19 protein-coding genes and 2 pseudogenes are annotated in these 24171 nt (G+C 39.4%); 7 read left to right on the forward strand and 14 right to left on the reverse strand.

Annotated features, from left to right (window positions below):
• Nucleotides 1-81: 81 nt before the first annotated feature.
• Nucleotides 82-528, forward strand: a complete 447-nt coding sequence (locus tag VB797_RS03070) for a nucleoside recognition domain-containing protein (protein ID WP_323236149.1) — start codon at nt 82-84, stop codon at nt 526-528.
• An 18-nt stretch (nt 529-546) separates the two neighbouring features.
• Nucleotides 547-765: a FeoC-like transcriptional regulator gene (locus tag VB797_RS03075; RefSeq protein WP_323236150.1), complete on the forward strand. Its 219-nt coding sequence runs from the start codon at nt 547-549 to the stop codon at nt 763-765.
• A gap of 101 nt (nt 766-866) precedes the next feature.
• Here VB797_RS03075 and VB797_RS03080 read toward each other — a convergent pair whose 3' ends face one another.
• From VB797_RS03080 to fdxB, 5 genes and pseudogenes are all read right to left on the reverse strand, one after another.
• Nucleotides 867-3122, reverse strand: coding sequence for a cation:proton antiporter (locus VB797_RS03080; protein ID WP_323236151.1), 2256 nt, complete (start codon nt 3120-3122; stop codon nt 867-869).
• A gap of 890 nt (nt 3123-4012) precedes the next feature.
• The gene (gene xisF, locus VB797_RS03085; protein ID WP_323236152.1) at nt 4013-5425 is read right to left on the reverse strand and encodes a fdxN element excision recombinase XisF; all 1413 of its coding nucleotides are present in this window, start codon (nt 5423-5425) and stop codon (nt 4013-4015) included.
• Nucleotides 5426-5478: 53 nt separating this feature from the next.
• Nucleotides 5479-5748 (reverse strand): annotated as a pseudogene (locus VB797_RS03090) (cbb3-type cytochrome c oxidase subunit I); the annotation flags it as partial.
• Between the two features lie 120 nt (nt 5749-5868).
• Nucleotides 5869-6855, reverse strand: coding sequence for a cytochrome c oxidase subunit II (locus VB797_RS03095; protein WP_323236153.1), 987 nt, complete (start codon nt 6853-6855; stop codon nt 5869-5871).
• Nucleotides 6856-7173: 318 nt separating this feature from the next.
• Nucleotides 7174-7467, reverse strand: coding sequence for a ferredoxin III, nif-specific (gene fdxB / locus VB797_RS03100; protein WP_323236154.1), 294 nt, complete (start codon nt 7465-7467; stop codon nt 7174-7176).
• Nucleotides 7468-8585: 1118 nt separating this feature from the next.
• Between fdxB and VB797_RS03105 the strand changes: the two genes are divergently transcribed.
• Nucleotides 8586-10175 carry a helix-turn-helix domain-containing protein gene (locus VB797_RS03105; protein WP_323236155.1) on the forward strand — a complete coding sequence of 530 codons (1590 nt, stop codon included), beginning with the start codon at nt 8586-8588 and terminating at the stop codon, nt 10173-10175.
• 108 nt (nt 10176-10283) lie between these two features.
• Here VB797_RS03105 and VB797_RS03110 read toward each other — a convergent pair whose 3' ends face one another.
• Together VB797_RS03110 and VB797_RS03115 are read right to left on the reverse strand one after the other, a co-directional pair.
• Nucleotides 10284-13430: an efflux RND transporter permease subunit gene (locus VB797_RS03110; protein ID WP_323236156.1), complete on the reverse strand. Its 3147-nt coding sequence runs from the start codon at nt 13428-13430 to the stop codon at nt 10284-10286.
• A 72-nt stretch (nt 13431-13502) separates the two neighbouring features.
• Complete coding sequence (locus VB797_RS03115) at nt 13503-14894, reverse strand: efflux RND transporter periplasmic adaptor subunit (RefSeq protein ID WP_323236157.1); 1392 nt, start codon at nt 14892-14894, stop codon at nt 13503-13505.
• A 247-nt stretch (nt 14895-15141) separates the two neighbouring features.
• On the opposite strand from VB797_RS03115, the gene VB797_RS03120 reads away from it, so the two are divergent.
• Nucleotides 15142-15774 (forward strand): TetR/AcrR family transcriptional regulator, encoded by a 633-nt coding sequence (locus tag VB797_RS03120; protein ID WP_323236158.1) that lies wholly within the window; start codon nt 15142-15144, stop codon nt 15772-15774.
• 61 nt (nt 15775-15835) lie between these two features.
• On the opposite strand, the gene VB797_RS03125 is transcribed toward VB797_RS03120, so the two are convergent.
• Nucleotides 15836-16759, reverse strand: coding sequence for a DNA (cytosine-5-)-methyltransferase (locus VB797_RS03125; RefSeq protein WP_323236159.1), 924 nt, complete (start codon nt 16757-16759; stop codon nt 15836-15838).
• A 109-nt stretch (nt 16760-16868) separates the two neighbouring features.
• Between VB797_RS03125 and VB797_RS03130 the strand changes: the two genes are divergently transcribed.
• From VB797_RS03130 to typA, 3 genes are all read left to right on the forward strand, one after another.
• The gene (locus VB797_RS03130; protein WP_323236160.1) at nt 16869-17102 is read left to right on the forward strand and encodes a helix-turn-helix transcriptional regulator; all 234 of its coding nucleotides are present in this window, start codon (nt 16869-16871) and stop codon (nt 17100-17102) included.
• The gene (locus VB797_RS03135) at nt 17102-17872 is read left to right on the forward strand and encodes an HNH endonuclease (protein WP_323236161.1); all 771 of its coding nucleotides are present in this window, start codon (nt 17102-17104) and stop codon (nt 17870-17872) included. The genes VB797_RS03130 and VB797_RS03135 overlap by 1 nt, the downstream gene beginning before the upstream one ends.
• Before the next feature lie 540 nt (nt 17873-18412).
• On the forward strand, nt 18413-20203 hold the full coding sequence (gene typA / locus VB797_RS03140; RefSeq protein WP_323236162.1) for a translational GTPase TypA: 1791 nt from the start codon (nt 18413-18415) through the stop codon (nt 20201-20203).
• Nucleotides 20204-20389: 186 nt separating this feature from the next.
• On the opposite strand, the pseudogene VB797_RS03145 reads toward typA, so the two are convergent.
• From VB797_RS03145 to VB797_RS03170, 6 genes and pseudogenes are all read right to left on the reverse strand, one after another.
• Nucleotides 20390-20491: pseudogene (locus VB797_RS03145) on the reverse strand (DUF4351 domain-containing protein); the annotation flags it as partial.
• A 35-nt stretch (nt 20492-20526) separates the two neighbouring features.
• On the reverse strand, nt 20527-20820 hold the full coding sequence (locus tag VB797_RS03150) for a hypothetical protein (protein WP_323236163.1): 294 nt from the start codon (nt 20818-20820) through the stop codon (nt 20527-20529).
• 130 nt (nt 20821-20950) lie between these two features.
• Nucleotides 20951-21409: a hypothetical protein gene (locus tag VB797_RS03155; protein WP_323236164.1), complete on the reverse strand. Its 459-nt coding sequence runs from the start codon at nt 21407-21409 to the stop codon at nt 20951-20953.
• Between the two features lie 132 nt (nt 21410-21541).
• Nucleotides 21542-22042, reverse strand: coding sequence for a peptidoglycan-binding protein (locus VB797_RS03160; protein ID WP_323236165.1), 501 nt, complete (start codon nt 22040-22042; stop codon nt 21542-21544).
• A gap of 111 nt (nt 22043-22153) precedes the next feature.
• Nucleotides 22154-23377, reverse strand: coding sequence for an ABC transporter ATP-binding protein (locus tag VB797_RS03165; protein WP_323236166.1), 1224 nt, complete (start codon nt 23375-23377; stop codon nt 22154-22156).
• Nucleotides 23378-24166 carry an ABC transporter permease gene (locus VB797_RS03170; RefSeq protein ID WP_323236167.1) on the reverse strand — a complete coding sequence of 263 codons (789 nt, stop codon included), beginning with the start codon at nt 24164-24166 and terminating at the stop codon, nt 23378-23380.
• Nucleotides 24167-24171 lie beyond the last annotated feature (5 nt).

Genomic DNA, 24171 nt, shown 5'->3' on the forward strand with positions numbered 1-24171 from the left:
CCCCTATAACTTATGTGGTGGAGTAGTAGTAGTGACACTACAACCCTTATTATTACGTTCAATTTTTAAGATACTGGCTATATGGCACGGGCTGCCTTTGTGATGGATCGGTTGATGCGTTTGATCGGGCTTCCGGGTAAATCCTTCGTACCGATGATTGTTGGTTTTGGCTGCAACATTCCGGGAATTATGGCGACGCGGACATTAGAAAATAAACGCGATCGCTTGATGACGGTAATGATGAACCCGTTTATGTCTTGTAGCGCCAGATTAGCAGTTTACGCTTTATTTTGTGGTGCTTTCTTCACCGTTGGCAGTCAGAATATAGTTTTAAGTCTTTACCTATTAGGTATTATCGCCGCTATATTCACCGGACTCATATTAAAGTATTACCAAGTAGCAACAATAGCAGAACATCCTAGCTCTTCTATTGCTTGGGTAGTGGGATTGTCTTTAGCTATGGCTGTAACGATTTTTGGATTAAAAATGGCAGGTACTGCTCGTAGGAAAGAAGTCATTAGTCATTAGCAAAAGAAAGAACAAACTATGATATTAAACGAACTACAAAGTTTTCTTTCCCAACATAAAAAAGCTTCTCTTGCCGATATGAAACTCCATTTTCGCATGGATGGAAACGCTTTACGAGGAATGCTAGGTAAGCTAATCCGTAAAAATCGAGTCCGCAAAATGGAGGATGGGAAAAAATGTGGGGGATGTCACAGTTGTGATTCAGAAGCGATTGAATTTTATGAGTGGGTCGGTTGATATAATTTCTTCTCCCCCTACTCCCTACTCCCTATTCCCTACTCCCTATTCCCTATTCCCTACTCCCTACTCCCTATTCCCTACTCCCTATTCCCTACTAATTAAGGTGCAGTAATCACAGCAACCGGACAGTGAGATCTATTCAAAATTGCGTCAACTCGATGACCGAAGAAAACTCGTCCAGTTACCATGCGGATATTACTACCCAAAATAATCAAGTCAAAACCTTCATTTTCGGCAAACTTGAGAATTTCCGTTTCTGGACTGGTACCTTTGAGAATGCAGGTTTTTACCTCAGCCCCCAAACTGCGACCAATTACAGCTTGTTGTTCGAGTAAGTCACTGGCAATATCTTTCATGGGATTGAACGATCGCCTTTCATAAAGAATATATTCGATTTGCGGTAAATTAATTACATTGACAATTGTCACCGATGCCCCAGTCGCAGCGGCAATTACACTTGCTACCTCTATGGCGTTTTTACTGTATTCTGTTCCTACAGTGGGGACGAGAATATTTTTCAACGGCTGTTGAGGGATTCTACAACTTTCACCCTGAGCTTCAGTTAAATGCGACTTGACCACCATTGTTGCACAAGGTGCTTCTTGAATTACCTGGTCAACTAATAAATTAAAAAGTGCATCTTTAGACCGTGTTTGTTCGGATGCTCCCAGCACAATCAAGTCATAACCTTTACTAGCTTCATTGATAATCGCTGCTACTTTACTATGTCCCGACTCGGTTTTTGTTTGCAGATTAGACTCATCCGGTAGCTGCATCTCTTCGGCTACAGCAGTAAAAGCCTCTTGTGTAGCAGTATCTTTGACCGCAGTTGCTGTTTGACGGGCTTTACTGGGGGGCTGCTTGTCGCTTTCAGCATAAAAAAGTGTTACGTCTAAGGGGTTTTGCTGCGCTATATAGCCTACCAACTGCGCTGCTAACTGGATATTTGCACCACCGCGAGTGGGAATCAAAACGCGCTGTATCTGCTTAATAAAACTGCGGCTTGCTAATTTTTCTAGTTCCAAGCGTTGAGCTTCTTCTTCACCAATAGTCACCTTCGACAAAGACCAGCGCAACAACGGTGGAGACATAACCGAAGTAACAATCGCCACCATTACAATAATCGAATACATTTGAGGATTGAGAACACCCAAAGATAAACCAATGGTTGCTACCACAATTTCCATTGCTCCACGAGCATTCATCCCCGAACCCATAGCTATTCCTTCCCAATGGCTCAAGCCGCCTACGCGAGAACCGATATAGGCACCTGTAAATTTTCCTACACAAGCAACAGTGAGGACAATCAGTCCAAATATCAAAGTTTGCGGAACTAATAAGGAAAGCAAATTAACTTTCAAACCAGCCGAAGCAAAGAAAATCGGTGCGAGAAACCCAGCGGTAATAATTTCTAAAGTGTGACCGGCTTCGCTGTTGAAACGGCGAGATTGACCGGCAAGAATTCCCACAACAAAAGCACCTAATGCGGCTTCCAAACCTAAGTGTTGAGTTAGCGCTGCGGCCGAGAAAGACAGAACCAGCAACACTGATAAACTAGCGGTAACACCCCCAACTTTATCATCCACCCAGCGCAGTATTTGATCGACAATTGTCCGTCCGATTGTAAAGGCGATCGCTAAAAATAAAATCGCGGCACTTACAGATCGAAAAACCGTACCGAAGTCAAATTTACCACTGCTAGCTAAGCCGGAAACCACGGAGAGTAAAATCCAGCCAATGGTATCATCGGTCATTCCTGCCGCTAAGGTAACTTGACCGATATCGCGACGAATCAAGTTCAAGTCCATCAGTACTTTAGCAATCACCGGGACAGCCGAAATACTCATTGCTGTGGCAATAAACAAGCTGAAAACCAATCGTTTGTTGGGGTCGGCTAAAAAAGTTTCTGGTAAAAACCAACCGAGTCCGAATCCAGTTACAAAGGGAACGATAATTCCACCCAGGGAAATCAGTAAAGCCGTTTTACCTTTGCGGATAATTAGTTTTAGGTCGGTTTCCAGCCCGGTGACAATTAGCAAACACAGTACACCCAACCAAGAAATCACCGATAGCAAATCGGACTGTTGTTGGTTTTCAGGAAAAATATGGTCGTGTAAGTTGGGAAATAACAAGCCAAATAGCGAAGGACCAAGCACCACCCCCGCGAGTAATTCCCCCACCACAGGTGGTAAGTTAATTCGGCGCATTATCTCACCCATTCCCCGCGCTACGAGCAGCAACAGCGATAGTTCCAACAGTACCAACAGCAACTGATGATGACCTAGCGGTTTGATTAAATGTTCGCTTACTTTTGACGTAGCAAATAGCACAGATATTAGGGACGGGTTTTCCATATACTCCAGAAGTAGCAGGGCAAATTTGATCGAGGTGTTGGCTTAATTAAATATCGTGAATCTTTAATTAGTCATCAGTCAAAAGTCTTTATTTAACTTGAAAGCAAATTTATTTGTTAAAAATCAGCTTGCATTATAAATAAAATCTGCAAATGCATAAGTTCAAATCCACAACTTTTGTAGCTATGTAACTTCAGAAATACATTGTTATGACCACTAAAATTTACGCATTACATCTATTCTCACTGCATATATATGTTGTGTTTATTCTCATTAATACAGGAATGACCGCAAGTGTCACAAAACTCGGATGGCGCCGTACACTCACCGTCTTATTACTAGGTTGATAATTAGTCTGTGTACTAGCAACGGCAATAAAGGGGGATATTATCTACGCCCCCTCAACCGCCTCCCCTACAAGAAAAATATGCCTTTTTGCTAAGTCCTATAATATTGAATATTTTTGTTAACGATCGCGGTTTTTTCATTACTTTCACAAAATCGCGTTGTTGCCATCAAAAGTTATCAAAAATCACCATTAACATTAGATCATATGTTGCCTCGGATGCAGAACTGTTGAGGGTTGAGCAAGCATCAATTCTATAAATATTTCAGAACTTAGACATCATGAAAAAAAGATGGATAAATTTATCCGTCTTGAGTAGTGTTTCCAGTGTTTTCAGTCTCGGATGGAGTACAGACGAAGATTCAATTGCTTGTAGTTAACAGAAACATCTAGCCAATAGATTATTTTTGAAAAACAACGCTACCAAAGAATTGATGAAAATAGCCGTCCAGATACTCATGAAAGCAGTCGAGCGCTTCGACAAACACTTAGAGAGCAAAGGTGTAACAATTGAGCAAGAGCTACAAAGGCTCCGAGAAAATGGTCAAATTCTAGGTACAACTTCAACTGAACCGCGATCGCACCAAACAACTTCAATTAATTCTCGGTAAACTAAATTGCGGTCATAAGGTGTCATACCTTCCCAAAAATCAGGGTGCTGCATATACTGCAATAATTTCACCTTTTCAGAGGATTCAACAGCATCTAGCTTCTCGCTTTCCTGGATCTGGAATAATTGAGTTCGTTTTTTCTCAATCGCATCATATAAGTCTGGATCGTTCAATCGCTCTAACATTAGGATTGAGTCGTTGAGTTCTTGAATTTTGGGGTTATTTGGTTTTTCGGTAGGAACCAGATTTGCTATTTGCTGCGATCGCGCTATAAGTCCAATTTGTACTTGCTTTTCGGCTATATCTAATGTCAGCTTATAAGTTCTCGCATAAATAGCTTTGCAGCGTTCGTTTCGGTTTCTAGCATTGCGGCAAGTCAAAAATCGTCCCCACTCCCCCGCTTTGTTTTTGTAGTTAACCTTCTGTGACATTGCTCCACCGCAATTTCGGCATCGAGCGACACCGCTAAGAGGATTTTTCAATTTGTCACAGCTAACGCCTTTTTTACGAGTTTTATTGTCCTCAAAAATAGATTTGATCATCAGCCATTCCGAGTCGCTAATTAATGGTTGATGTATGCTATCAATGATTATTTGTGGTGTCTTATGTCCAAACGAAAGATATTGCAGTTTTCCCCTTAACTGCGCGTTGAGTAACCAACTTCTTATCCCAGTGGAGCTAGAAGGGGCTTTAAGGTGAATCTTCCCCCCGTAACTAGCTGGATGCAAATAAAATTGTTGCTTAAAATTTTCAAGAGTTTTACCTAAAGACTTGCATTCCAAAAACAGATCGACTAACTTCCTGGCAACTTGGAAATAAGTTAAGTCACTTTTCGGGTATAGAGATTGATTAGTAAGGATTGCACCATCAATTTTGATATATCCAAAAATTGGTTTATATGGCTCTTCGCGTTCTCGGTGTTTTGCATGTCCAGCGATAGAATGACTTCTTAATCTGTCTCGAACCTGCGCGGCTAATGCAGCTTTTACCCGTCCCGTAAATAATCCGTCAGGAGAAGTCAAATCCAAATCCCCATCCTCAAGGAACTTGATTTGCACCTCATGTTTCGCAAACAGTTCCCTTGCTTGTTCCCACTGCAAAGGACTGCGGGTTAAGCGGTCAAAGTTCGGGATAACAACTTGTTTTACACGGTCTGCTCTTACCAATTCAAGGACGGTACCAAATCCTTCGCGAGTATCGCTAACCCCTGTTTCAACGTCGAAATAAATTAAACTCTGCGGTATTCCATACTTAACTAAAGCATCAATGTATCGTTCGAGTGCATGACCATCTGTAAATTGCTGCTTGCTGCTGACCCGACAATACCCGACAATTAACCTGCTCACGACTAACACCAATCATCAACAACCTTAATCGTATCACGGCACCTATAAATCTAAATTAAAATCATGATTGTTCCGTGATTAGTCAGAAAAGCATTATATAGATTGGGATCTAGTAAATCTGCATCGGGTGTCGCCAATTCGGCACGCATGGCTACAGCCATCAATCCACCGATCAGATAAAAAATAAACGATGTCACCAAGTATTGAATACCAATTACCTTGTGGTCTACATTAAATGTGAAATAGTCATACCACTTCCATGCTTCGGGATGAGCATGAGCAGCCACTTCGGTTGTAGTTTGTGGATGTTCTAATTGAGTCATTCGATTTTGGATTTTAGATTTGAGATTTTGGATTGTCTTAAGGAGATGGGAGAAAAGGGTAGAATTAAAACCAACCCTCACTCTTAATTCTTAACCTTTAAGCTTTGACCTGTTCCTAAATTATTTCTGAATTTGAGCGAGAACTGCTGAGTTAATGCCAATATCCGAACTGTAGGGGGTAAGATATTCGGATGATGACAATTCTGCTGGGTTAACTGCAACCGTTCCGTTAGATTCTTGTTGTGCAATCCGGTTTTCTTGCAACCAGCTTTGATATTCGTCGGGAGTGTGAACGATTACTTTACTTCTCATTGCACCATGATAAGCACCGCACAATTCTGTGCAAACTACCGGATAGGTTCCTGGTTTGGTAGCGACAAATCGTAATTCGGTAGCCATTCCAGGGATTGCATCTTGCTTCAAACGGAATTGCGGTACCCAAAATGAGTGGATTACGTCTGTTGCTGCAATATTCAACTGTACGTCAGCACCAACCGGAACGTGTAATTCACCAGATGTGACGTTATCTTGTGGGTAACTAAAAATCCAAGCAAACTGCATTCCGGTAACATCTACGGTTACATCTGCTGCTTTATTTTGCTGTGCGGGTGAACCTTTGATGCCAATTTTTTGAGTGACCCCCGGTGCTGTATCTGCCGATATGGTCGGAGCTTCGCTAATACTGGCTGCGATGACGCTTCCACTATGGTCATGACGATCGGCTTCAACTATTGCAGGACTTGATGACGGGAATCCTCCCATTTGCTTATAAACATCTACGCTGTAAATACCTAAACCAAAGACTATCAAAGTCGGAATTGCAGTCCAAAATATTTCTAGCGGTACGTTACCTTCAATCGGTGGTCCGTCTGTATTATCGCCTTTACGTTGACGGAATTGAATCGCGAAAAATAAAATTGTTCCTTCTACGATTAAGAACAAAGCAATGGCGATCGCGAACATGACGTTAAAGAAGTTGTCTACTAAAGGTGCTTGTTCGGATGCTTGTACTGGTAATAGATTATGAGTTTGACTAACCCAAATACCTACAATTGTCACAAAAGCTCCAGCAACCAAAGTTAATAATGAAGCAGGGATTTGTTGCATAGCGATTTTTGGTGTAAAAGCTCGTGTAATGTATCGATGAATGCCGTTATGTAGAGATTTTTTAATTTACTTATTGCATTCATTTTACTTTTGAATACTTATAGTATTTTTGACAACTGAATAAATATAATTGTCCAATATATTAATCAGGCTATATGAATCGTTAATCTAAATTTGTTAAATCTAGATGATTTCAACTTTCTCCGTTTGTTCGCAGTGAACTTATTTGCCAGTCAGATATAAAGAGATTCCCCTAAGAATTATTGATTCACTGCTATTTACTAGTTACCCAACAACTACTAAAAACATTATTCACACCTAACTATCCAGTTCAGTATGGGTATAGCAATTTTTTGGACAAATTTTAGAACAAGATTCACAACCAATGCAGTTATCTGCTTGAGAAACAACCATTACTTTTTTCTCAATTTCATCGTCGTCTTCATCTTCTACAAATTCACCTTCTTCATTCATTGCCATTAAAGACAATACATTGTGTCCGCAGACTTTAAAGCATCTTCCACAGCCGATACATTTGTGTTTATCAACTTCTTGCACAAATTTCGGTGTCCACGTTTTACCACCTGCGGTCAAACCTGTTAGTACTGCCATAATTAAACCTGTTAGTAAAAGATCTGCTTACATCGCTTGTAGCTTTCTCTTTAATATTAAACCAAACTTAGCTATTTTTATATTGTCATAATCAAATAAGTTAAACCATAAATATTACTTTTAGGTTTAATTTTTTAAAGTATCCTTTTTGAGGATCGCTTAATTTTGTCTTATAATCTAACAATAATATAATTTGACTATTTATTGTTTACAAGCTCTACCCTATAATATTTTCAGCTATTTAACTTTTTCCCTTAACACATCATTACAAATGTATTTCTTATAAATATTAGTTCGTTTACTATCAACAACTAGAAACAAATATAACTTAAGATACGCAATCTGATATATCAAGGTAAATTCGATAAATGAGATTGTCTTTCAATTAATCACAAAAAATATCTAAAATCTTTTGGTTCACATATATACAAAATATATTTTTTTACTTTCGTCATTTCAATGAAAGTGGATAGATTACATTTGTCATACTTCTTAATAGTTAAATTAATTACAAGTAAACACATATTGTCAAGTTCAAATTTAACTTGAAGGCAAGCTTTATGGTATTTTTCTTTCCCGTCTATCTCAACTAGGTATTATGACCGCAATATACATTAACACTTAGATAATCTGGAAAAATACTATTAAATAAAATTCGACTTTATCAAAACAAAATATTATGAAAATTCTGTGAAGAATATGTTAAGATAGTAAATAGACCCAAATAATTTTGAATATAGCTTTGAACAAACCTTGAGATTATTAATAATTGATTTGTTCTTCGAGAACAATTTAATAACCTTACAAGTTCCAATATAAAAGGTACTTGTTAATCTTTTAGTAATAATAGAAAAACTAGTTCATAGCTCATTCCGAACAAAAACTTTTAATAACTTTATGAAAACTATAAGTAATGAAGTTTGAAATATAGGCTCTGGTTAATACTTGTAATTAACTTCCCTATTCTTAATCGGAAGTACATATATAGATGTGAGTCAGGATTGCGATCGGAAAACCTTTATTCCGATTGTGAAGTGTGGTAGTGAGCATATCTAAAAAAACACATCTAGGTAAGACTTGAGCCAAACGTCGCAAGAAGTTAAGTGGCAAATAGCCTTATGCCTTATACAATTTCTAACAACAGTTGCGCTGGATGTGATAAATGTCGTTTTCAGTGTCCAACAGGTGCTATCAAAATCGACAATGGTGAATATTGGATTGACCCTCATTTGTGTAACAACTGCGAGGGTTATTATTCCGAACCCCAATGCGTATCAGCTTGTCCGAGTAAATCCCCAATCCCACTACAGGTTAAAAAAGGCAGGTGCAAAATTGATGATAGAGAATTGACTAGTTCCGATTTATTTTTTAATGGTAAAAGTAATCCATTTGCGTCGGGTATTCCGATATGGGAAGCTTGTAATGTGTTGTCTCAACGGACATCTTTACCTTGGGAAATCGATGAAACCAATAGTGTGCGTTACAGCAAACGGATAAATCAAGGACGGGGAAACATTGCTTTTCAGATTAATTCTTCTTCTGAAGAATGTAAATTTGCAACAGATTTAGAAGCAGTAGAAGCTCTTGATATTCGTGCTGCTTGCGTACATTTGATTTTTGCTGCTTATGCGACTTTCTGTGAAAAACCTTGGGAGGAAGAATTTGTTATAGATGATAAGCAAATCGAGAAGTATTTAGGGTTAGAGAAACGCAAAGACTTGAACAAAACGACAAAATTGGCTTTGATGAAAAATTTAGTTTTGCAAGTTTGTTCATTAATAATTTCTATTGACTTGCCTCAACAGGGGCGTTTAGAGCCAATCTCTTTAGAAAAAAGTAAATTGTGGGAGTTATTAGGAATACAGCATCATTTCCAACAAGACGACTTAGGATGTAAATATCTGATTGGTTTAACATTTAGAGTTCAAGCTGGAACTTGGGCAAAGTATTTCTTAAATAAAGAGGCTTGTAAAGAACGAACAGCTTTTTATCAATATGGTAATTTACCTAAATCTTTGCTGACTACAGTTATGAGTATTTGGCAACAGCATGAAGGTGCAGCAAGGTTAATGATGTGGTTGATGTTCAAAGCAAAAATGGGCAAAGAACAACGAATTACCATACCTACGTTAATGCGTGTAGCTTATGGCGATCGCAAAGTTGCGATCGCTTGCAGACAGAGGGAAGAACGAAAACGGCTGCTGCGAACTTTTGAAAGCGATTTAGAAACTTTGTCACATTATGGAATGAAACCAATTTTCGATCCGGTGAGTTATCCACCACCCATTCAACCGTTGTGGGCTAAGTTAGCAGATATTCCCGAAGACCCAGACGAAGCCATCGAATTTTGGATTAACGATGGTGATGAAGGAAGAAGGTTAACAGATGTCAGCCCCCGTGGTAAATGGAAAATGCTGATGAATGCGCGAATTTTATGCTTTGAACTTGCACCGCAATGGGATCAGCCAAACCTAGCAGCGCGGAAAAAACAGCAGCAAACTACTAAGAAAAAAAGAAAGATTAAAACAGCAGGCAGTTTAGTGGGGGAACATATCCGTTTAGCAAGAAAAAATTTAAGTATTTCTCAAAGGGAACTAGCAAATCTCATGGGTAAAAGTCAAAGTTGGATTCGGGATATAGAAAATGGTCGTCTTAAAGTCAAAATCGAAGACCAGTCAGTTTTACGTAGATTGCTCAAGATAGCTTAGATATTCAGATTTTTTAGTGCATTTCACCCGGTTACGAAAGCGTAATCGGGTTTTTTAAAGTTTTATTTTTAATGGTTAATGATATTTTCAGCTTGCCTCCACTCAAAATCAAGAAACCGCCGGAGGAAGCAGAAGCTGTTTCCGTTTACCCGGATTCTTCCTCCGTTTTTTCACTAACAAATAAGCCGCAGGAGTAAAATAAAGTGCCAGTAGCGGAGAACCACCAATACCACCCGCGATCGCAATTGCTAAAGGCATCCAGAAGCTATTACCCTCGGTAATTAGCGGGATAAAACCGACCATTGTAGTGATAGTTGTAGTCAATACGTGACGGGTTGCTTTTACTACAACTTCCCGCACTGCTGCGACATCTCCTTGACGCGCTGCTTCATTTTCGTTAAAGGCTGACAAAATAATAATCGCACCGTTGATGGCAATCCCAATTAACCCCATTGTGCCGACAATTGCCATAAATCCAAATACCGAACCAAAAGCCCATAAGGCGAATAAAGCGTAACCAACAGATCCAACACCAACAACAAAAACAATACCTGTTTGTCGAAATGAACCGAGAGAAAGCACTAATGTAATTATCATTACTAATAGTAGCAATCCTACGGTTGACACAAGACCACCGACTGCATCACTACGTTCTGCTTGTTCGCCACCAAATTCGTATCTATATCCTGGAGGAAGCTTAAAGTTCTGTGTTTCAAGACGTTTCTGTAATTCTTGCAGAATCGTTGACGGTAAAACTCCAGCATTAATAAAAGCTTGCACGGTGTTGACCCGTTGTTCGTTACGTCTGGAGATTTTAGCTAATTGAGGTACTAGGTTAAAATTTCCTAGGGCTGATAAAGGACGCAGGTTTGGTTCGGAATTAGCACCTGGTTGATTGGGTTGATTGGGTTGATTGGGTTGCAAATTCAAAGAAGCAATTTGAGATAAGTCTCCTCGGTTCGCATTAGCAATTCGGACTCTTACAGGTAAATTTTCTGTAGCTTCAAGAATCGAACCACCGACAGCACCTTCCAAATAACTTTGTAACTGTTGGGCGATCGCGGTATTATCAAGTCCTGCTAACCGCGCTTGTTCTTCGTCTACAGTTAATCCCAATTTGGGCAGAGTTTCCGTTAAATCATCCCGTACATGAGTCACATTAGGTATCTGCGTTAGAATTTCCCTGACTTGAGCGCCCAATATTCGCAGTTGTTCGATGTCAGATCCATAAATTCGCAATTCTACCGGAGCTTGAAATGGTGGTCCTTGCTCTAATTGTTTAACTAAAATCCGTGCTTGGGGAAATGAAACATCTAACTCATTTTGCAAAGTCCGAATTAGTTGTGTAACACCTTTATCTGTATTTAGCTGTACCATTGCTTGGGCATAATAAGCAGCATTTTGTATCCCGCCAGTAAAATTGTAGTAGAACTTGGGCGCATTTTCCCCTACAAACCAATGAACTTCTTCTACCTGCGGATACTTGCGAATCAACTGACGAGCCAATAATACATCCGCACGAGTTTGAGCAATAGCAGTTTGAGCAGGAAACTCCACTTCAATTTGGAACTGATCGCGATCGAGGGAAGGAAAAAACTGTTCTGGTAGAGAACCTACATTCATAAAACCTACTACGGGCAGTACAAATGTCAAGACAATAGCAATTACAGGTTGCGCTGTAGTCCAATCCAAAGTTTTACGGTAAATTCGACCTAAGAAAGCTGAAGAAAAGCCACCATTCCACCAAGCATCTGGATTTTTCAGTTTTGATAATAAAGATTTACGCGATTTGCGGGTACTGCGAGAACTTTCTTTTTTGATTCCACTTTGACTTAGAAAACGCCCCGCAAGTGCGGCAATTACTGTTAAAGATATCGCTAAAGAAGAAACCAGCGACATAATTACACCCCAAGCAATAGAGCCAACGAATTCACCCGCTCCTCCCGGCAATAAACCGATTGGTAAAAAGGTAATCATAGTTGTCAAACTTGATGCTAGCAGAGGAACTGTTAAATAATTAACTGTTTTCACCACAGCATCTTTAGGTGTTAAACCTGCTTTCAATTCAACTTGAATCTCATCTACAACTATAATTGCGTTATCAATTAATAATCCCAAGGCAATAATTAACCCCGAAACTGACATTTGGTGAATGGGAATATTAAAAAGTTGTAACTCTCCAAATACCGCAAATACTGTTAATGGTAGTGCCGCACCGACGATAAGAGAAGAGCGCCAACCCATACCCACAAAAGTTACGCCAACTACAAGGATGCCGCTAAATATTAAGTTAGAGATTAGTTCTTCTAAGCGTGTTTCTACGTAGCTATTTTGGTCAAAAATTACTTCTAATTTAATGCCATTTGGCAACCGTGTCCGAAAATCATCTAATAAAGAATGAATTTTTTGCGCCCATAAATCAATTCGATTCCCAGATTCCATCAGCACTCCCAAAGCTACTCCTGGTTTACCACCAATCAAAGCCAAGTCCGCGACTGGTTGTCTGATACCTCTACTAACTCGCGCAATGTCTCCCAAGCGGGTAAACTGTCCGTTGGTAGTCGAAGAAATGGGGATTTTGCGAATTCGTTCAGTGGAATCAAGTTCACCTTCCACCTCAATCGCTAAAGTATTTTCAGGACTGCGGAGTTGTCCTGCGGTTGCTTTAGCATCACTTTGCTGGATTTGTTGCGATAATTGTTGAGCATTTAATCCTACTGCGGCTAAATCTGATGGATTAATTTCCACAGTTATTTCTTCTGAAGGAAAACCAAAGGTATCTACTTTCTCGGTTCCCCCTACCCCTCGCAGTTGAATATCAAGTTCTTCTGCAAACCGCCGTAAAATTGCATAATTAGGTTCGTCACTTTCCCAAACCAAAGATGCAATTACAGCATAAGCTCGCGTCTCCGCTTGATCTAAATCTGGTGCCAGCACTCCAGGTGGAAATTGCACCGTTGCAACTGCTAATCTATCCCGCACCCGCGTCCAAATTGGTTCAGCATCAATTACAGCATCCTTTAGTTCAATGGAAATTGCAGATAAACCAACCCTTGAATCGGATGTGACAGTTGTAATTTCTTCAACTTCAGATATTTCTGATTCGATAACTTCTGTTACTAGAGCTTCTACACGTTCGGCGCTAGCTCCAGGAAATATAGTTGTAATTACAGCAGTCCGCGCAACTTGTGTTGGGTCTTCCTGACGCGGTAAGGATTGATACGCTGATAAACCCCACACAAGTATTAATACCATACTTAGAATTAGCAAGCGGATATTACGGAAAAAGGGAAGAACCATAATTAAAAGTTAGGAGTTATGAATTTTCTACTCACCAATCGGACGCACTATTTGACCGGGAACTAAACGATGAATCCCGTCAGCAACAATCATGTCACCTGGTTGCAAGGTACCGCGTACTAAAACTCTGTCGCTTTCTTGATGCAATATTTCTATACTGCGTTGTTCGAGTACAAATGCGTCTTGATTCGTATTACTATTTTCTGTTTTCGGTTTCGTTAAAACGTAACTTGTCCAAAGTCCGCGCAATCCTTGAGTTAAGGCTTTATTGGGCAACCAAAAACCTTCTGTGGGAATTGTATCTGTCAGCTTTAATCTAACTGTTTGACCGGGATTTATTTGAGATATTGTTGAAGATTCTAGTTTTAATACAACTACTTGGGTGCGAGTACTGGGATTAACAACTGGCAAAATTGAAGCTACTCTTGCCGCAGTTGTTTGGTTATTAATCTCTACTGTTTGAGAACTACCAACTCGCAATTTATTTACAACTGTTGTGGGCATTCCAATTCTAGCTTCTGGGCTAATATTTTCCACCAAACGCACCACTGCTTGACCTGGATTAACTACCGTCCCTTCATCGATTTGGCGAGCAGATATTATACCTGAAAATGGTGCTTTTATTGTACTTTTAGCTATATTAATTTGTAAATCTGATATACTCGCTTCCAATTGTTTGACAACGGCTCTCTGGGCTGCTAACTGCTCAATCCGAGTTCCTGCTAATAGTTCATCTAAGCTACTTTGTGCTTGTTGCAAACGAGCATTTAAGGAATTTTCCCCAAAAGCTATTTCATCAAGTTGTTCTCGTGCGATCGCTCCTTCTCCATAAAGATATTTTCTTCTTTTAAGTTTGGTTTTCTGCAATTGCAACTGCTGTTTTGCGTCTTCAACTGCTGCACGAGCCGCTGTAATATCTTGCTGACGGGGACCTGCGGTAAACTCATCTAATCTAGCCTGTGCTTGAGCAAGTTGTGCTTCCAACTGCAATTTCTGCATCTGTAAGTTACTTACATCCAGCTTTGCAATCGATTGTCCCGATGTAATCCTGTCTCCTTCTTTAACAAAAACATCAACCAGCTTCCCACCCCGCTCAAATCCCAATTCACTCGTCCGAATTGCCGCAATTTCACCAGTATAAGTCCGCAATACTTGGTAAGATTTTACAGGTTCTGCTCGCAAAGTAGTTACAGGTATTGGACGAGCTACAGCAACTTTCTTGGTTTGAGGTTCCGTCTTGGTTAAATTGTTAGCACCAAACACTGTCCCTACTATCAGCATTAACCCAAGCACACCCAACATGGAATAGCGAAGTAACTTGGAATAATCTTTATGCTGATTCTCTAACTCTTGGGAATATTCTCCCTCATCAATTTCATCACCTGATATTTCGGAGTGCGGAGTAAACTCTGGGTTCATGGGTTTGTCTCCAGTAGGGGGAGCTTATGTAATAAAAAGTTTTCTTACATCTATGATTCAAACACACGTTTTAATTTTGGTCAATCATACGTTTGATATAAATGGACTTGTTTTATTGATTTCGTTTATAGCTATAATTGGATTTGATGCTGTAAAAGCACTGTTTCGTAGAATCTGAACGCGGATTTCATAAATAAACTAATTATAATTAAATTATCCAATCATTCAAACGTTTGATTAAAAGTTAATGAAAAATGTTGTAACAAACACCGATACAAAAGAACAAATACTAAATGTTGCCGAGCGACTATTTGCCGAAAAAGGCTTCGCTGGAACTACTTTACGCAATGTGATTCGGGAAGCAGGAGTTAATATTGCAGCGGTTCACTACCATTTTGGTTCCAAAGAAGAACTTTTCATTGCTGTTTTGCGAAGAGTGGCTAGACAATGTATCGAACTTCAACTTCAGCAACTGGCGAAATATGAAAATCTGCCGGAGCCACCATTAGTAGAGAATATTTTGCAAGCCTTTTTCGCTCCTCCATTGCGAGTGATTTCCCAGATGGGAGAAGCGGGAATGGTTCGCGCTCAATTTATGGGTCGCTGTCGTGGGGAACCTTTACCCATACAGGAACTTGCAAATAAAGAATTTGATGAAAGTACTCAGCGCTTTTTAGATATTCTGCAACGAGCGCTGCCTAATCAAACACGTTTGGAATTACAGTGGAAATTAGATTTAGCAGTTGCCATACTAGTCCGAACCTTAAACCAAGTTGGTCAAACGGGAAAGCTGATAGCGGGAAATTCTTCGGAGGAAGTTGAAATTGCGATCGCGCGTTTGGTGAAATTCGTCGCTCAAGGGATGAAGAATTATGATTGAAGGGAATAAATTTTGATAATATCAACATGATTATTTATTTTTTATCCGCTTTATAAACTTTTTATCCGTTATTATTGAATCTTTCAATCTCTAAGATTCGTTTACCAATCCATTCGCTGATTGTAGGGATGACGGCATTGCCAAGGAGTCTCCCTCTACGACCGTCCATCCGGGAGGAAACCCCATAAGCCTCTCCCATTCGATCCACGTCAAGTTTCTCGCCGCAAAGTATTGGTCGGTCTGAATGACCTCCTTGATGTCCTCCAGTTTGGGCACGTAACGTGGGGCAGACGCTTTTTGCCATAGTGTACCCGAAGCCACCGCGACGTTGTACCACAAGCGGATTGTCTCCGAGAGTGACTTGACGAAAACTGGATCTAACTTTCGTTTTGCTCGATTTTCTCGACGAAGTATCCCCAGACAATTCGCTGCTGTCAGTAAAGAAGTGATAGGCACGTTCGGATCTAAAACTTGCAACAAAGAATACTCGGTCTCGATTGTGAGGTAAACCCGCATGGACAGCGTTACACGATACCCATCCCCCCAAATACCCATTCTCTTCAAGCGTGTCGGCAACTGTCTCAAGAGCGCTTCCTTTTTCTGCGGACAATAAACCCGGCACATTTTCCATGACCAACCACGTTGGGTGAATTTCTTTAACCAACCCCATAAAGGTGAAGAATAGCCCACTTCGTTCTCCGGCAAGTCCTCTCCTATCTGTGTTTGCTGTACTGAGGTCTTGGCAAGGCCATCCTGCACACCATAAGTCAGAGGTAGGGATAGTTGATGAATTAAGGGTTTTGATGTCGTCATGCAAAGGTATGTGCGGCCAATGGCGCTTAAGAATCTGTTGACAAAAAGAATCTATTTCACATTGAAAGACAATGTTCATTCCTGCTCTTTCAAAGCCTAGATCGAAACCGCCAATGCCTGCAAAGAAAGAAGAAACGCGCATATAGACTTCACCATAGACCGTATTTGTCATGAATTATTATAGTTGATTCACTAATAAAAAACTATTAATAGACGATTTTCGTCTACAAAATACTTTTCTTCTAATTAACATTTTTTTTAATAAGTTTTGGGTGTTGCGGGTGGACAAAAAGCAAAATATTAGTGGCTCAAGAATTCGTCAGGTCAGATTAAAACATGATTTACAGCAAGTAGAATTAGCTGCTGCTCTGAATGTTGACTACGGAGTCAAGCTTGAACAATCTGATATTTCAGAAATTGAACGTCAAGTACGTTCACTAAAAGATTACGAGCTTGATGCAATATCAAGAGTATTAGACATTGATCCCATATGGCTGCTTCGGGGAGATAACTAATGGCTAAAGAACGAAAAAGTAGGGGAAGGCAAAAGTTCTTACCTCTTGTTGAAGTAAGCGAAAAAGAAGTTCCTTCCAATTTGAGACGTGAAGATTGGTTAGAAGAAGTCTGTCAAGGATTTGTATCTCCCTCTCAGGCAAATAAATCATACTACCGAGTGCTTCTAGAAAAGCTTTGGGCTATAGGACATGGTATTCCCGGTCCTTATGTAAGGGAGGATGAACTAAGAGAAGCGATTGAGCTTTTTAGAAAAAGTCGGCATACAGGAAACAAGCCTTACAAACCTTATGTAGATGTGTTTAGACGGTTGCGAGAATTGCAAGGGGAAGAAGGTATTACTGGAATTGGACGAGAAGGCAAAACATATCAACTCGTAAGTTTGTCTGTAAATGAAAAAAGAGTTCCACGAGTTAAGCTTTCTGAAAAGGATTGGCAAACAATTCTCGAAAGATACCATAACAGATGTCCGGTATGTAACCGAACTGAACCAGAAGTTAGATTTCAACAAGATCATAAAATTCCACGTATTAGAGGTGGAGGAAACGATTTAACCAATTGGCAACCTCTGTGTGATGAATGCAACAATTTTAAAAGTACATCGTGTCGTGGGTGTCAACTCGAATGTGAGAAATGTGCTTGGGCTTTTCCTGAACGTTTTGCCCCGCTGCGTTTATCTTCAGAAAATATTTCTAAGCTCAGACAATTTGCTGCTAAAGCTAAGTCAGACCCTCATGATTTACTCAACCAAATTGTCGATGACTTTTTTTAAACAGGTTCCCAAATTACAGAGTGATATCGCATTTTCACCTAAGTTACTTTAATTTTTAACTTTTTATACAAAGATGCTTAAGAGTTGCTTTAGTTATTGACTGCTTACTAAAATTCCTTGGTCGTTTTGTGCGTCCAATTCGGGGGTCTTCAATATCCACAAAGTAGTCTGCAATTGTTTCCTTTGGCTTCAGTTTCATTTTGAACGATTTCACACCCCATCCTGATTTTTTTTAGGCTATCACAAATTGGCGGAGCAGCAGTTCTCCCGGAGGGCGATTGCATGAACGCTGCACCACCACCTTTTAAATCTAGATGCGTTTGCCCTGTATAACTCCTTACTTCTCACTTTTAATTCTTTACTAATTTCTAATTCTTAATGCCCCATTCGCAATTCCTAATTACCAAAACTTTTTTCAAACGGAAAGAGTAAGATAGAATTGTTAAGGGATGTTTACAGAATGAGCATTTTTTTCCGAATTCTGTTATTACAACCTACACAAGTTCAAAATATAAAATCCGCAGTTCATCGGACGTACTTATGACGCTCCCAATCCGCAACGTCGCTATTATCGCTCACGTAGACCACGGCAAAACAACTCTCGTTGATTCCCTGCTCAAACAATCTGGCATTTTCCGTGAAGGGGAAGACGTTCCGGTTTGCGTCATGGATTCCAACGATTTGGAAAGAGAACGAGGTATCACGATTCTTTCCAAAAATACAGCCGTTCGCTACAAAGAAACTTTAATTAATATTGTTGATACCCCCGGACACGCTGACTTCGGTGGCGAAGTTGAACGGGTATTAGGTATGGTGGACGGTTGTGTCCTCATTGTGGATGCAAATGAAGGTCCCATGCCGCAAACACGCTTTGTGTTGAAAAAAGCTTTGGAAAAAGGATTGCGTCCCATTGTTGTAGTTAACAAAATCGACCGTCCCCGTGCAGACCCCCATGTCGCAGTTGATAAGGTATTAGATCTGTTCTTGGAATTAGGAGCAGATGATGACCAATGCGATTTCCCCTATTTATTCGCTTCTGGTTTAGCGGGTTTCGCTAAAAAAGAACTAGAAGATGAATCCAGCGATATGAAGCCTTTATTTGAGGCAATTTTACGTCACGTTCCACCCCCAGTCGGCGACCCCGAAAAGCCTTTACAATTACAGGTTACAACTTTAGATTATTCCGATTATCTGGGAAGAATTGTCATAGGTAGAATCCATAACGGTACCATCAACGCCGGACAGCAAGCGGCTTTGGTTAAGGAAGATGGTAAAATTGTCAAATCCAAAATTAGTAAGTTACTTGGTTTTGAAGGTTTAGCGCGAATTGAATTAGAACAATCATCTGCCGGTAATCTCGTTGCAGTTGCAGGTTTTGCCGATGCCAATATTGGAGAAACCATAACCTGTCCCAACGAACCCCAAGCGTTGCCACTTATTAAAGTGGACGAACCGACTTTACAAATGACCTTCTCGGTGAATGATTCGCCATTCTGCGGTCAGGAAGGGGATTTCGTAACTTCTCGACAAATAAGGGATCGTTTGATGCGCGAGTTGCAAACCAACGTAGCTTTGCGGGTTGAAGAAACCGATTCCCCCGATAGATTTGGAGTTTCCGGACGTGGTGAACTTCACTTGGGTATCTTAATTGAAACCATGCGTCGCGAAGGTTATGAATTTCAGGTATCCCAGCCACAGGTAATTTACCGTGAAGTCAAAGGACAACCTTGCGAACCTTACGAACTCTTGGTTTTAGACGTTCCCGAAGAAGCCGTTGGTGGCTGTATCGAGCGACTCGGACAGCGCAAAGGTGAAATGCAGGATATGCAAGTGGGTGGTGCAGGGCGATCGCAATTAGAATTCATCATTCCGGCTCGTGGTTTGATTGGTTTCCGAGGTGAGTTCATGCGTTTGACTCGCGGTGACGGCATCATGAACCACAGTTTCCTCGATTACCGTCCGATTATTGGCGAAATTTCTGCTCGTCGTAATGGTGTACTAATCTCTTTTGATGAAGGTGTTGCGACATTCTACGCTTTGAAAAATGCGGAAGATAGAGGTTCTTACTTTATTACTCCCGGTACCAAAGTTTATAAAGGGATGATTATTGGAGAAAATAATCGTCCTCAAGACTTGGAATTAAACGTTTGTAAAACCAAGCAGTTGACAAACCATCGGGCTGCTGGTGGTGATGAATTGGTTCAATTGCAAGCACCTACAGATATGAGTCTGGAAAGAGCTTTAGAATATATTGGACCAGACGAGTTGGTGGAAGTTACACCTGAATCAATTCGTTTACGGAAAATGTCGAAGAAATTTGCAAGACGGTAATTTAGGTTAAAGGTTAAAGGTCAAAGGTCAAAGGTCAAAGGTTAAAGGTCAAAGGTTAAAGGTTAAAGGTCAAAGGTCAAAGGTTTATCTTTCTTTCATCTTTGCTTTTACGATTAAATTAGTTTATTGTAGAACGGGTCGAATAGCCCGTTTTTTTATGGGCATTTTTTAGGATTCGATATTTTCTTAACCTTCAAGCGCTTTTAAATGAGCTTGTAAATCGGACATACTTGTAAAATCAAGCAAAGCTTCACCAAGATTTTCTAATTGTTCCAAAGGTAGAATTTCAAAGTAAAAAAGCAGCAATTGTTGATAGTTATTTCTTATTCCCAAGTTGCAACATCTCGAAATACTTGGGGAATATCTGTAGATTGAGGAAATTCTAACATTGTTTCCCTAAGACCTAAATATCCCGACTCGGTAAAAGACATCAACATCCTTGATAAAGCAAACCAAACCTCACTTTCATATTCCCAATCACTGTAACGTCTAGATTTCCCAGCAATGGATCGTAATGCCCAAAAATAACTGTTTCTCACCACAGAACCGGCTTTTTTATAGTCCGGAACATCTTCGTGGTTAATATATATGACATTGTTTTCAATTCTAGCTTTCATAATTTTATAAGGGAGAAGCAGTTAATAGTGATAAGTTATTTTATAAAATATAAAATATAAAACCTGAGTCAATTGCAGTCAACTCAGGTTAATTATAGAATTATTTAATAGTCGAAATCAAAATCAAACTTTAATCAGGTAGCTTAATTTTTGGGGAACCAGTTTCTTGAGAAACCCTTTCAATTTTAAAATCCTCAATATTGCTTTCAAACCGATTAAAAACAACTCTAATTTCATCATAACCGATCGCACTCGAAGCACCTTTAGGCTGATTACACTTCACCCGCATCAAAGTTTGAAAACCACCATAAGGTTCGTTAACATAAAAACTACGTTTACAACCAAACCCAATAAAACCTTCTAATGCTAACTGATTCAGCGCAGCAACACCCATGCGACTATCAATTAAAGATTTTATCTGATTTATCTCTTCTTGCTGATTCATTCTTCGCCATTTATCTTGTGGTGGTTTAGCAGCCTGAGATATAGATGGAGAAATAGTTTGTTTGGGTGCTGCGGATACTTGATTATTTACCAACCATAATAATGGACTTGCGATCGCAATAGATACAACAGCTAATTTTTTCATAGCGTGATTCATAGTATTTTTAGAACTGTTTTTTATTTTAAATTGTGTAATTAATAAAAATACAATCAACCCAGTTGATTTTTTAATCCTGAGTTGATACATATTTAGATTTTTGGAATTTAGAAAAATTATTTAACAACCTTCCACAGCAAAGAAATTATCAACTCTCTGCTCGTAGGGAATATCATGCCGAGCTAAAGTATATAAAGAACTCCAAGTTTGTTTTCCAACAATTCCATCAGCTTGTAGTCCTCTAGCTTTTTGAAAATCAATTACAGTTGCTTTAGTTTTCGCTCCAAAAAAGCCATCTACTTTCAAAGAGCCAAAATTTGCATATTCTAACATACCCTGTAGTTGCTCAACCTCAATACCTCTAGAACCTTCCTTTATGGTTTCTCGTTGCGACAACCACAGAGCTTGATCTAATTGCAAAATGGTTTCTGCATCAACAATTCCATTATGAGGAAGATGATTATAAGGCTGTTGAAACTTAATTACTGCTGCTTGTGTTTTCGCACCAAAAACACCATCTATTGTACCAACATTAAACTTTAGCTGAGTTAAAACTTCTTGTAATCTTGTGACTTTGAATCCAGTTGCGCCTTTTTCAAGAACAATAAAGCTAGTAGTCATGGTATTCTCCCGGTGTTGTATCTTTTTTGCTCCTATAACTACATACTCCCTTTGAGCGTTCCGGAAATTTACTTTGTTTATTTTAGTAATTATTTTTAGGTAAAATCTTCTCTACCGGATAAACTTCCAGCGCAATGGGGGATTCAAAATACCCTTACTATCATGATCTGAACGCACTTTAAATGAATAAGCTTGCGAATGATAATCGTAAGCATAAGCCCAATGTTGTTCGTAAACTCCAATATCAAGCCAATATTCACCACTTGATAAATCTAATCTGTCAAAATCAAGTTTTATTTTTCCTTTACCTTGAATTGTTGGTAGTAATAATCCCATGTCAATAGTATTTATATCAAGGCATTTTTGATTATTAGAAGTAGTAATAGTTGTACTAAAAATTGGCGAATCAATAGATTGATGTGATAAATATTCAATTAAGATACTTAAAGAATCACCACTATTTATTTTATTCTCCGGTAGCAAAATAACATTAGTGATTTCAACTTCCAAAGAACCAAAGCGGTTTTCATTCATTTGCAACTCTACCCCCGATGCAGTCATTTGGGATGGTTTGTTTGGGGTACGCTGCTGAGTTTGCGTTTGCATTTCGCTCACGTACTGCGAAGCTACTACTTTTGGTTCCCCATAGGCTAATATTTTACCTTGACGCAGCCATAACGCTTTATCACACAATTGCTGAACCTGTTCGGCATTATGAGAAATTAGTATAATTGCACAACCAGAAGCTTTTAATTCTTCAATTCGTTGCAAACACTTGGCTTGAAATGCTAAATCTCCCACCGAGAGAAACTCATCTACCAGCATGACATCCGGTTGAGTATGTACCGCAACTGAAAACGCTAAACGCATTTGCATTCCCGTACTATAAGTTCGTACCGGATTATCAATAAATTGTTCTAACTCCGCAAATTCTACAATTGCATCCAAACGTTTTGCTACTTCCCGACGGCTTAATCCTGCAACTACTCCGCTAACAAAAACATTTTCTCTTCCCGTCAAATCTGGACTGAAACCCGCGCCTAAATCAAGTAGCGCTCCGATTCTACCGTTAACCTTTACCTTTCCTTCGTTGGGATATCCGACTCCACCAACTAGCTGCAATAGCGTAGATTTACCAGCACCATTGTGACCGATAATGCCTAACATTTCTCCCGGAGATACAGTAAAACTAATATTGCGTAATGCCCAAAAACGGTCAACTGTACTTAAACCTCGAAAGCCAGACATCGCCGCTTCCATAATAGTTCGCGGTTTGCTATCGTGGTAGCGATTAAAACTTTTACCTAGATTTTCAACAACAATAGCATCCTGCATTTATATTTCCTCCACAAACCGGGCGCTTTGTCTTTTAAAGTAAAAATAACCCACTGGCAAAATTACTGATATCGATACAGCTAAAAGTAATAATGCTAACCAATTTGGCTGAGTTCCATTTATTAAAATATCCCGATATGCAGTCACAATATTTGCCATTGGATTAATTAGATAGAGTGACCGATAACTTTCTGGGACAGCAGTAATATCATAAAAAATTGGAGTTAAATAGAAAAAAAGTTGTATAAGTACACCTATAGTATGTTGGGTATCGCGGAAAGTCACGTTAAGGGCAGCAAGTAGATAAGAAATGGTCACTGTTAAGGCAAATTGAAGAGCCTGTAAAATCGGTAAAAACAAAATCAAAGGTGTTAATTGAATACCGTCAATTAATATAAAGATAATTAAAACCGGAAGTGCTAATATAAAATGAATTAAACCAGTAGTAACGGTAACTACAGGTAAAATAGGAGTCGGAAAGCCAGGTTGTCTGATGAGAGGACGACTATTAATAATTACTCCAGTTGCCTGAAATATAGAGCTTTGAAACCAATTCCACACCAGCAAACCAGTAAAAACAAATGAGGAGTAATGAGGAACATTTACTGGTAGAACTAATTGGAATACGAAAGCAAAAACCGCTAATTGTAAAAGCGGATTAATTAGAGTCCAAGCAATTCCTAAAACGGAACGTTTATAGAGTAATTTGATATCTCGATTTACCAACTCTCTCAGTAAATCATAAAGATAAAGTAAGCGCCAGCGGAAGCGATTTTGGATTAAAGACATTTAAT

Source organism: Rivularia sp. UHCC 0363 (assembly GCF_034931125.1).
Classification (GTDB): Bacteria; Cyanobacteriota; Cyanobacteriia; order Cyanobacteriales; family Nostocaceae; genus Rivularia.

What these genes read in the sequence shown, in the direction of transcription:
- fdxB (WP_323236154.1), bottom strand. Translation starts at nt 7,467, where the DNA reads ATGGCAGTACTAACAGGTTTGACCGCAGGTGGTAAAACGTGGACACCG.
- typA (WP_323236162.1), top strand. Translation starts at nt 18,413, where the DNA reads ATGACGCTCCCAATCCGCAACGTCGCTATTATCGCTCACGTAGACCAC.
- VB797_RS03075 (WP_323236150.1), top strand. Translation starts at nt 547, where the DNA reads ATGATATTAAACGAACTACAAAGTTTTCTTTCCCAACATAAAAAAGCT.
- VB797_RS03170 (WP_323236167.1), bottom strand. Translation starts at nt 24,166, where the DNA reads ATGTCTTTAATCCAAAATCGCTTCCGCTGGCGCTTACTTTATCTTTAT.
- VB797_RS03165 (WP_323236166.1), bottom strand. Translation starts at nt 23,377, where the DNA reads ATGCAGGATGCTATTGTTGTTGAAAATCTAGGTAAAAGTTTTAATCGC.
- VB797_RS03150 (WP_323236163.1), bottom strand. Translation starts at nt 20,820, where the DNA reads ATGAAAGCTAGAATTGAAAACAATGTCATATATATTAACCACGAAGAT.
- VB797_RS03070 (WP_323236149.1), top strand. Translation starts at nt 82, where the DNA reads ATGGCACGGGCTGCCTTTGTGATGGATCGGTTGATGCGTTTGATCGGG.
- VB797_RS03095 (WP_323236153.1), bottom strand. Translation starts at nt 6,855, where the DNA reads ATGCAACAAATCCCTGCTTCATTATTAACTTTGGTTGCTGGAGCTTTT.
- VB797_RS03105 (WP_323236155.1), top strand. Translation starts at nt 8,586, where the DNA reads ATGCCTTATACAATTTCTAACAACAGTTGCGCTGGATGTGATAAATGT.
- VB797_RS03110 (WP_323236156.1), bottom strand. Translation starts at nt 13,430, where the DNA reads ATGGTATTAATACTTGTGTGGGGTTTATCAGCGTATCAATCCTTACCG.
- VB797_RS03080 (WP_323236151.1), bottom strand. Translation starts at nt 3,122, where the DNA reads ATGGAAAACCCGTCCCTAATATCTGTGCTATTTGCTACGTCAAAAGTA.
- VB797_RS03120 (WP_323236158.1), top strand. Translation starts at nt 15,142, where the DNA reads ATGAAAAATGTTGTAACAAACACCGATACAAAAGAACAAATACTAAAT.
- VB797_RS03135 (WP_323236161.1), top strand. Translation starts at nt 17,102, where the DNA reads ATGGCTAAAGAACGAAAAAGTAGGGGAAGGCAAAAGTTCTTACCTCTT.
- VB797_RS03160 (WP_323236165.1), bottom strand. Translation starts at nt 22,042, where the DNA reads ATGACTACTAGCTTTATTGTTCTTGAAAAAGGCGCAACTGGATTCAAA.
- VB797_RS03115 (WP_323236157.1), bottom strand. Translation starts at nt 14,894, where the DNA reads ATGAACCCAGAGTTTACTCCGCACTCCGAAATATCAGGTGATGAAATT.
- VB797_RS03155 (WP_323236164.1), bottom strand. Translation starts at nt 21,409, where the DNA reads ATGAAAAAATTAGCTGTTGTATCTATTGCGATCGCAAGTCCATTATTA.
- VB797_RS03125 (WP_323236159.1), bottom strand. Translation starts at nt 16,759, where the DNA reads ATGACAAATACGGTCTATGGTGAAGTCTATATGCGCGTTTCTTCTTTC.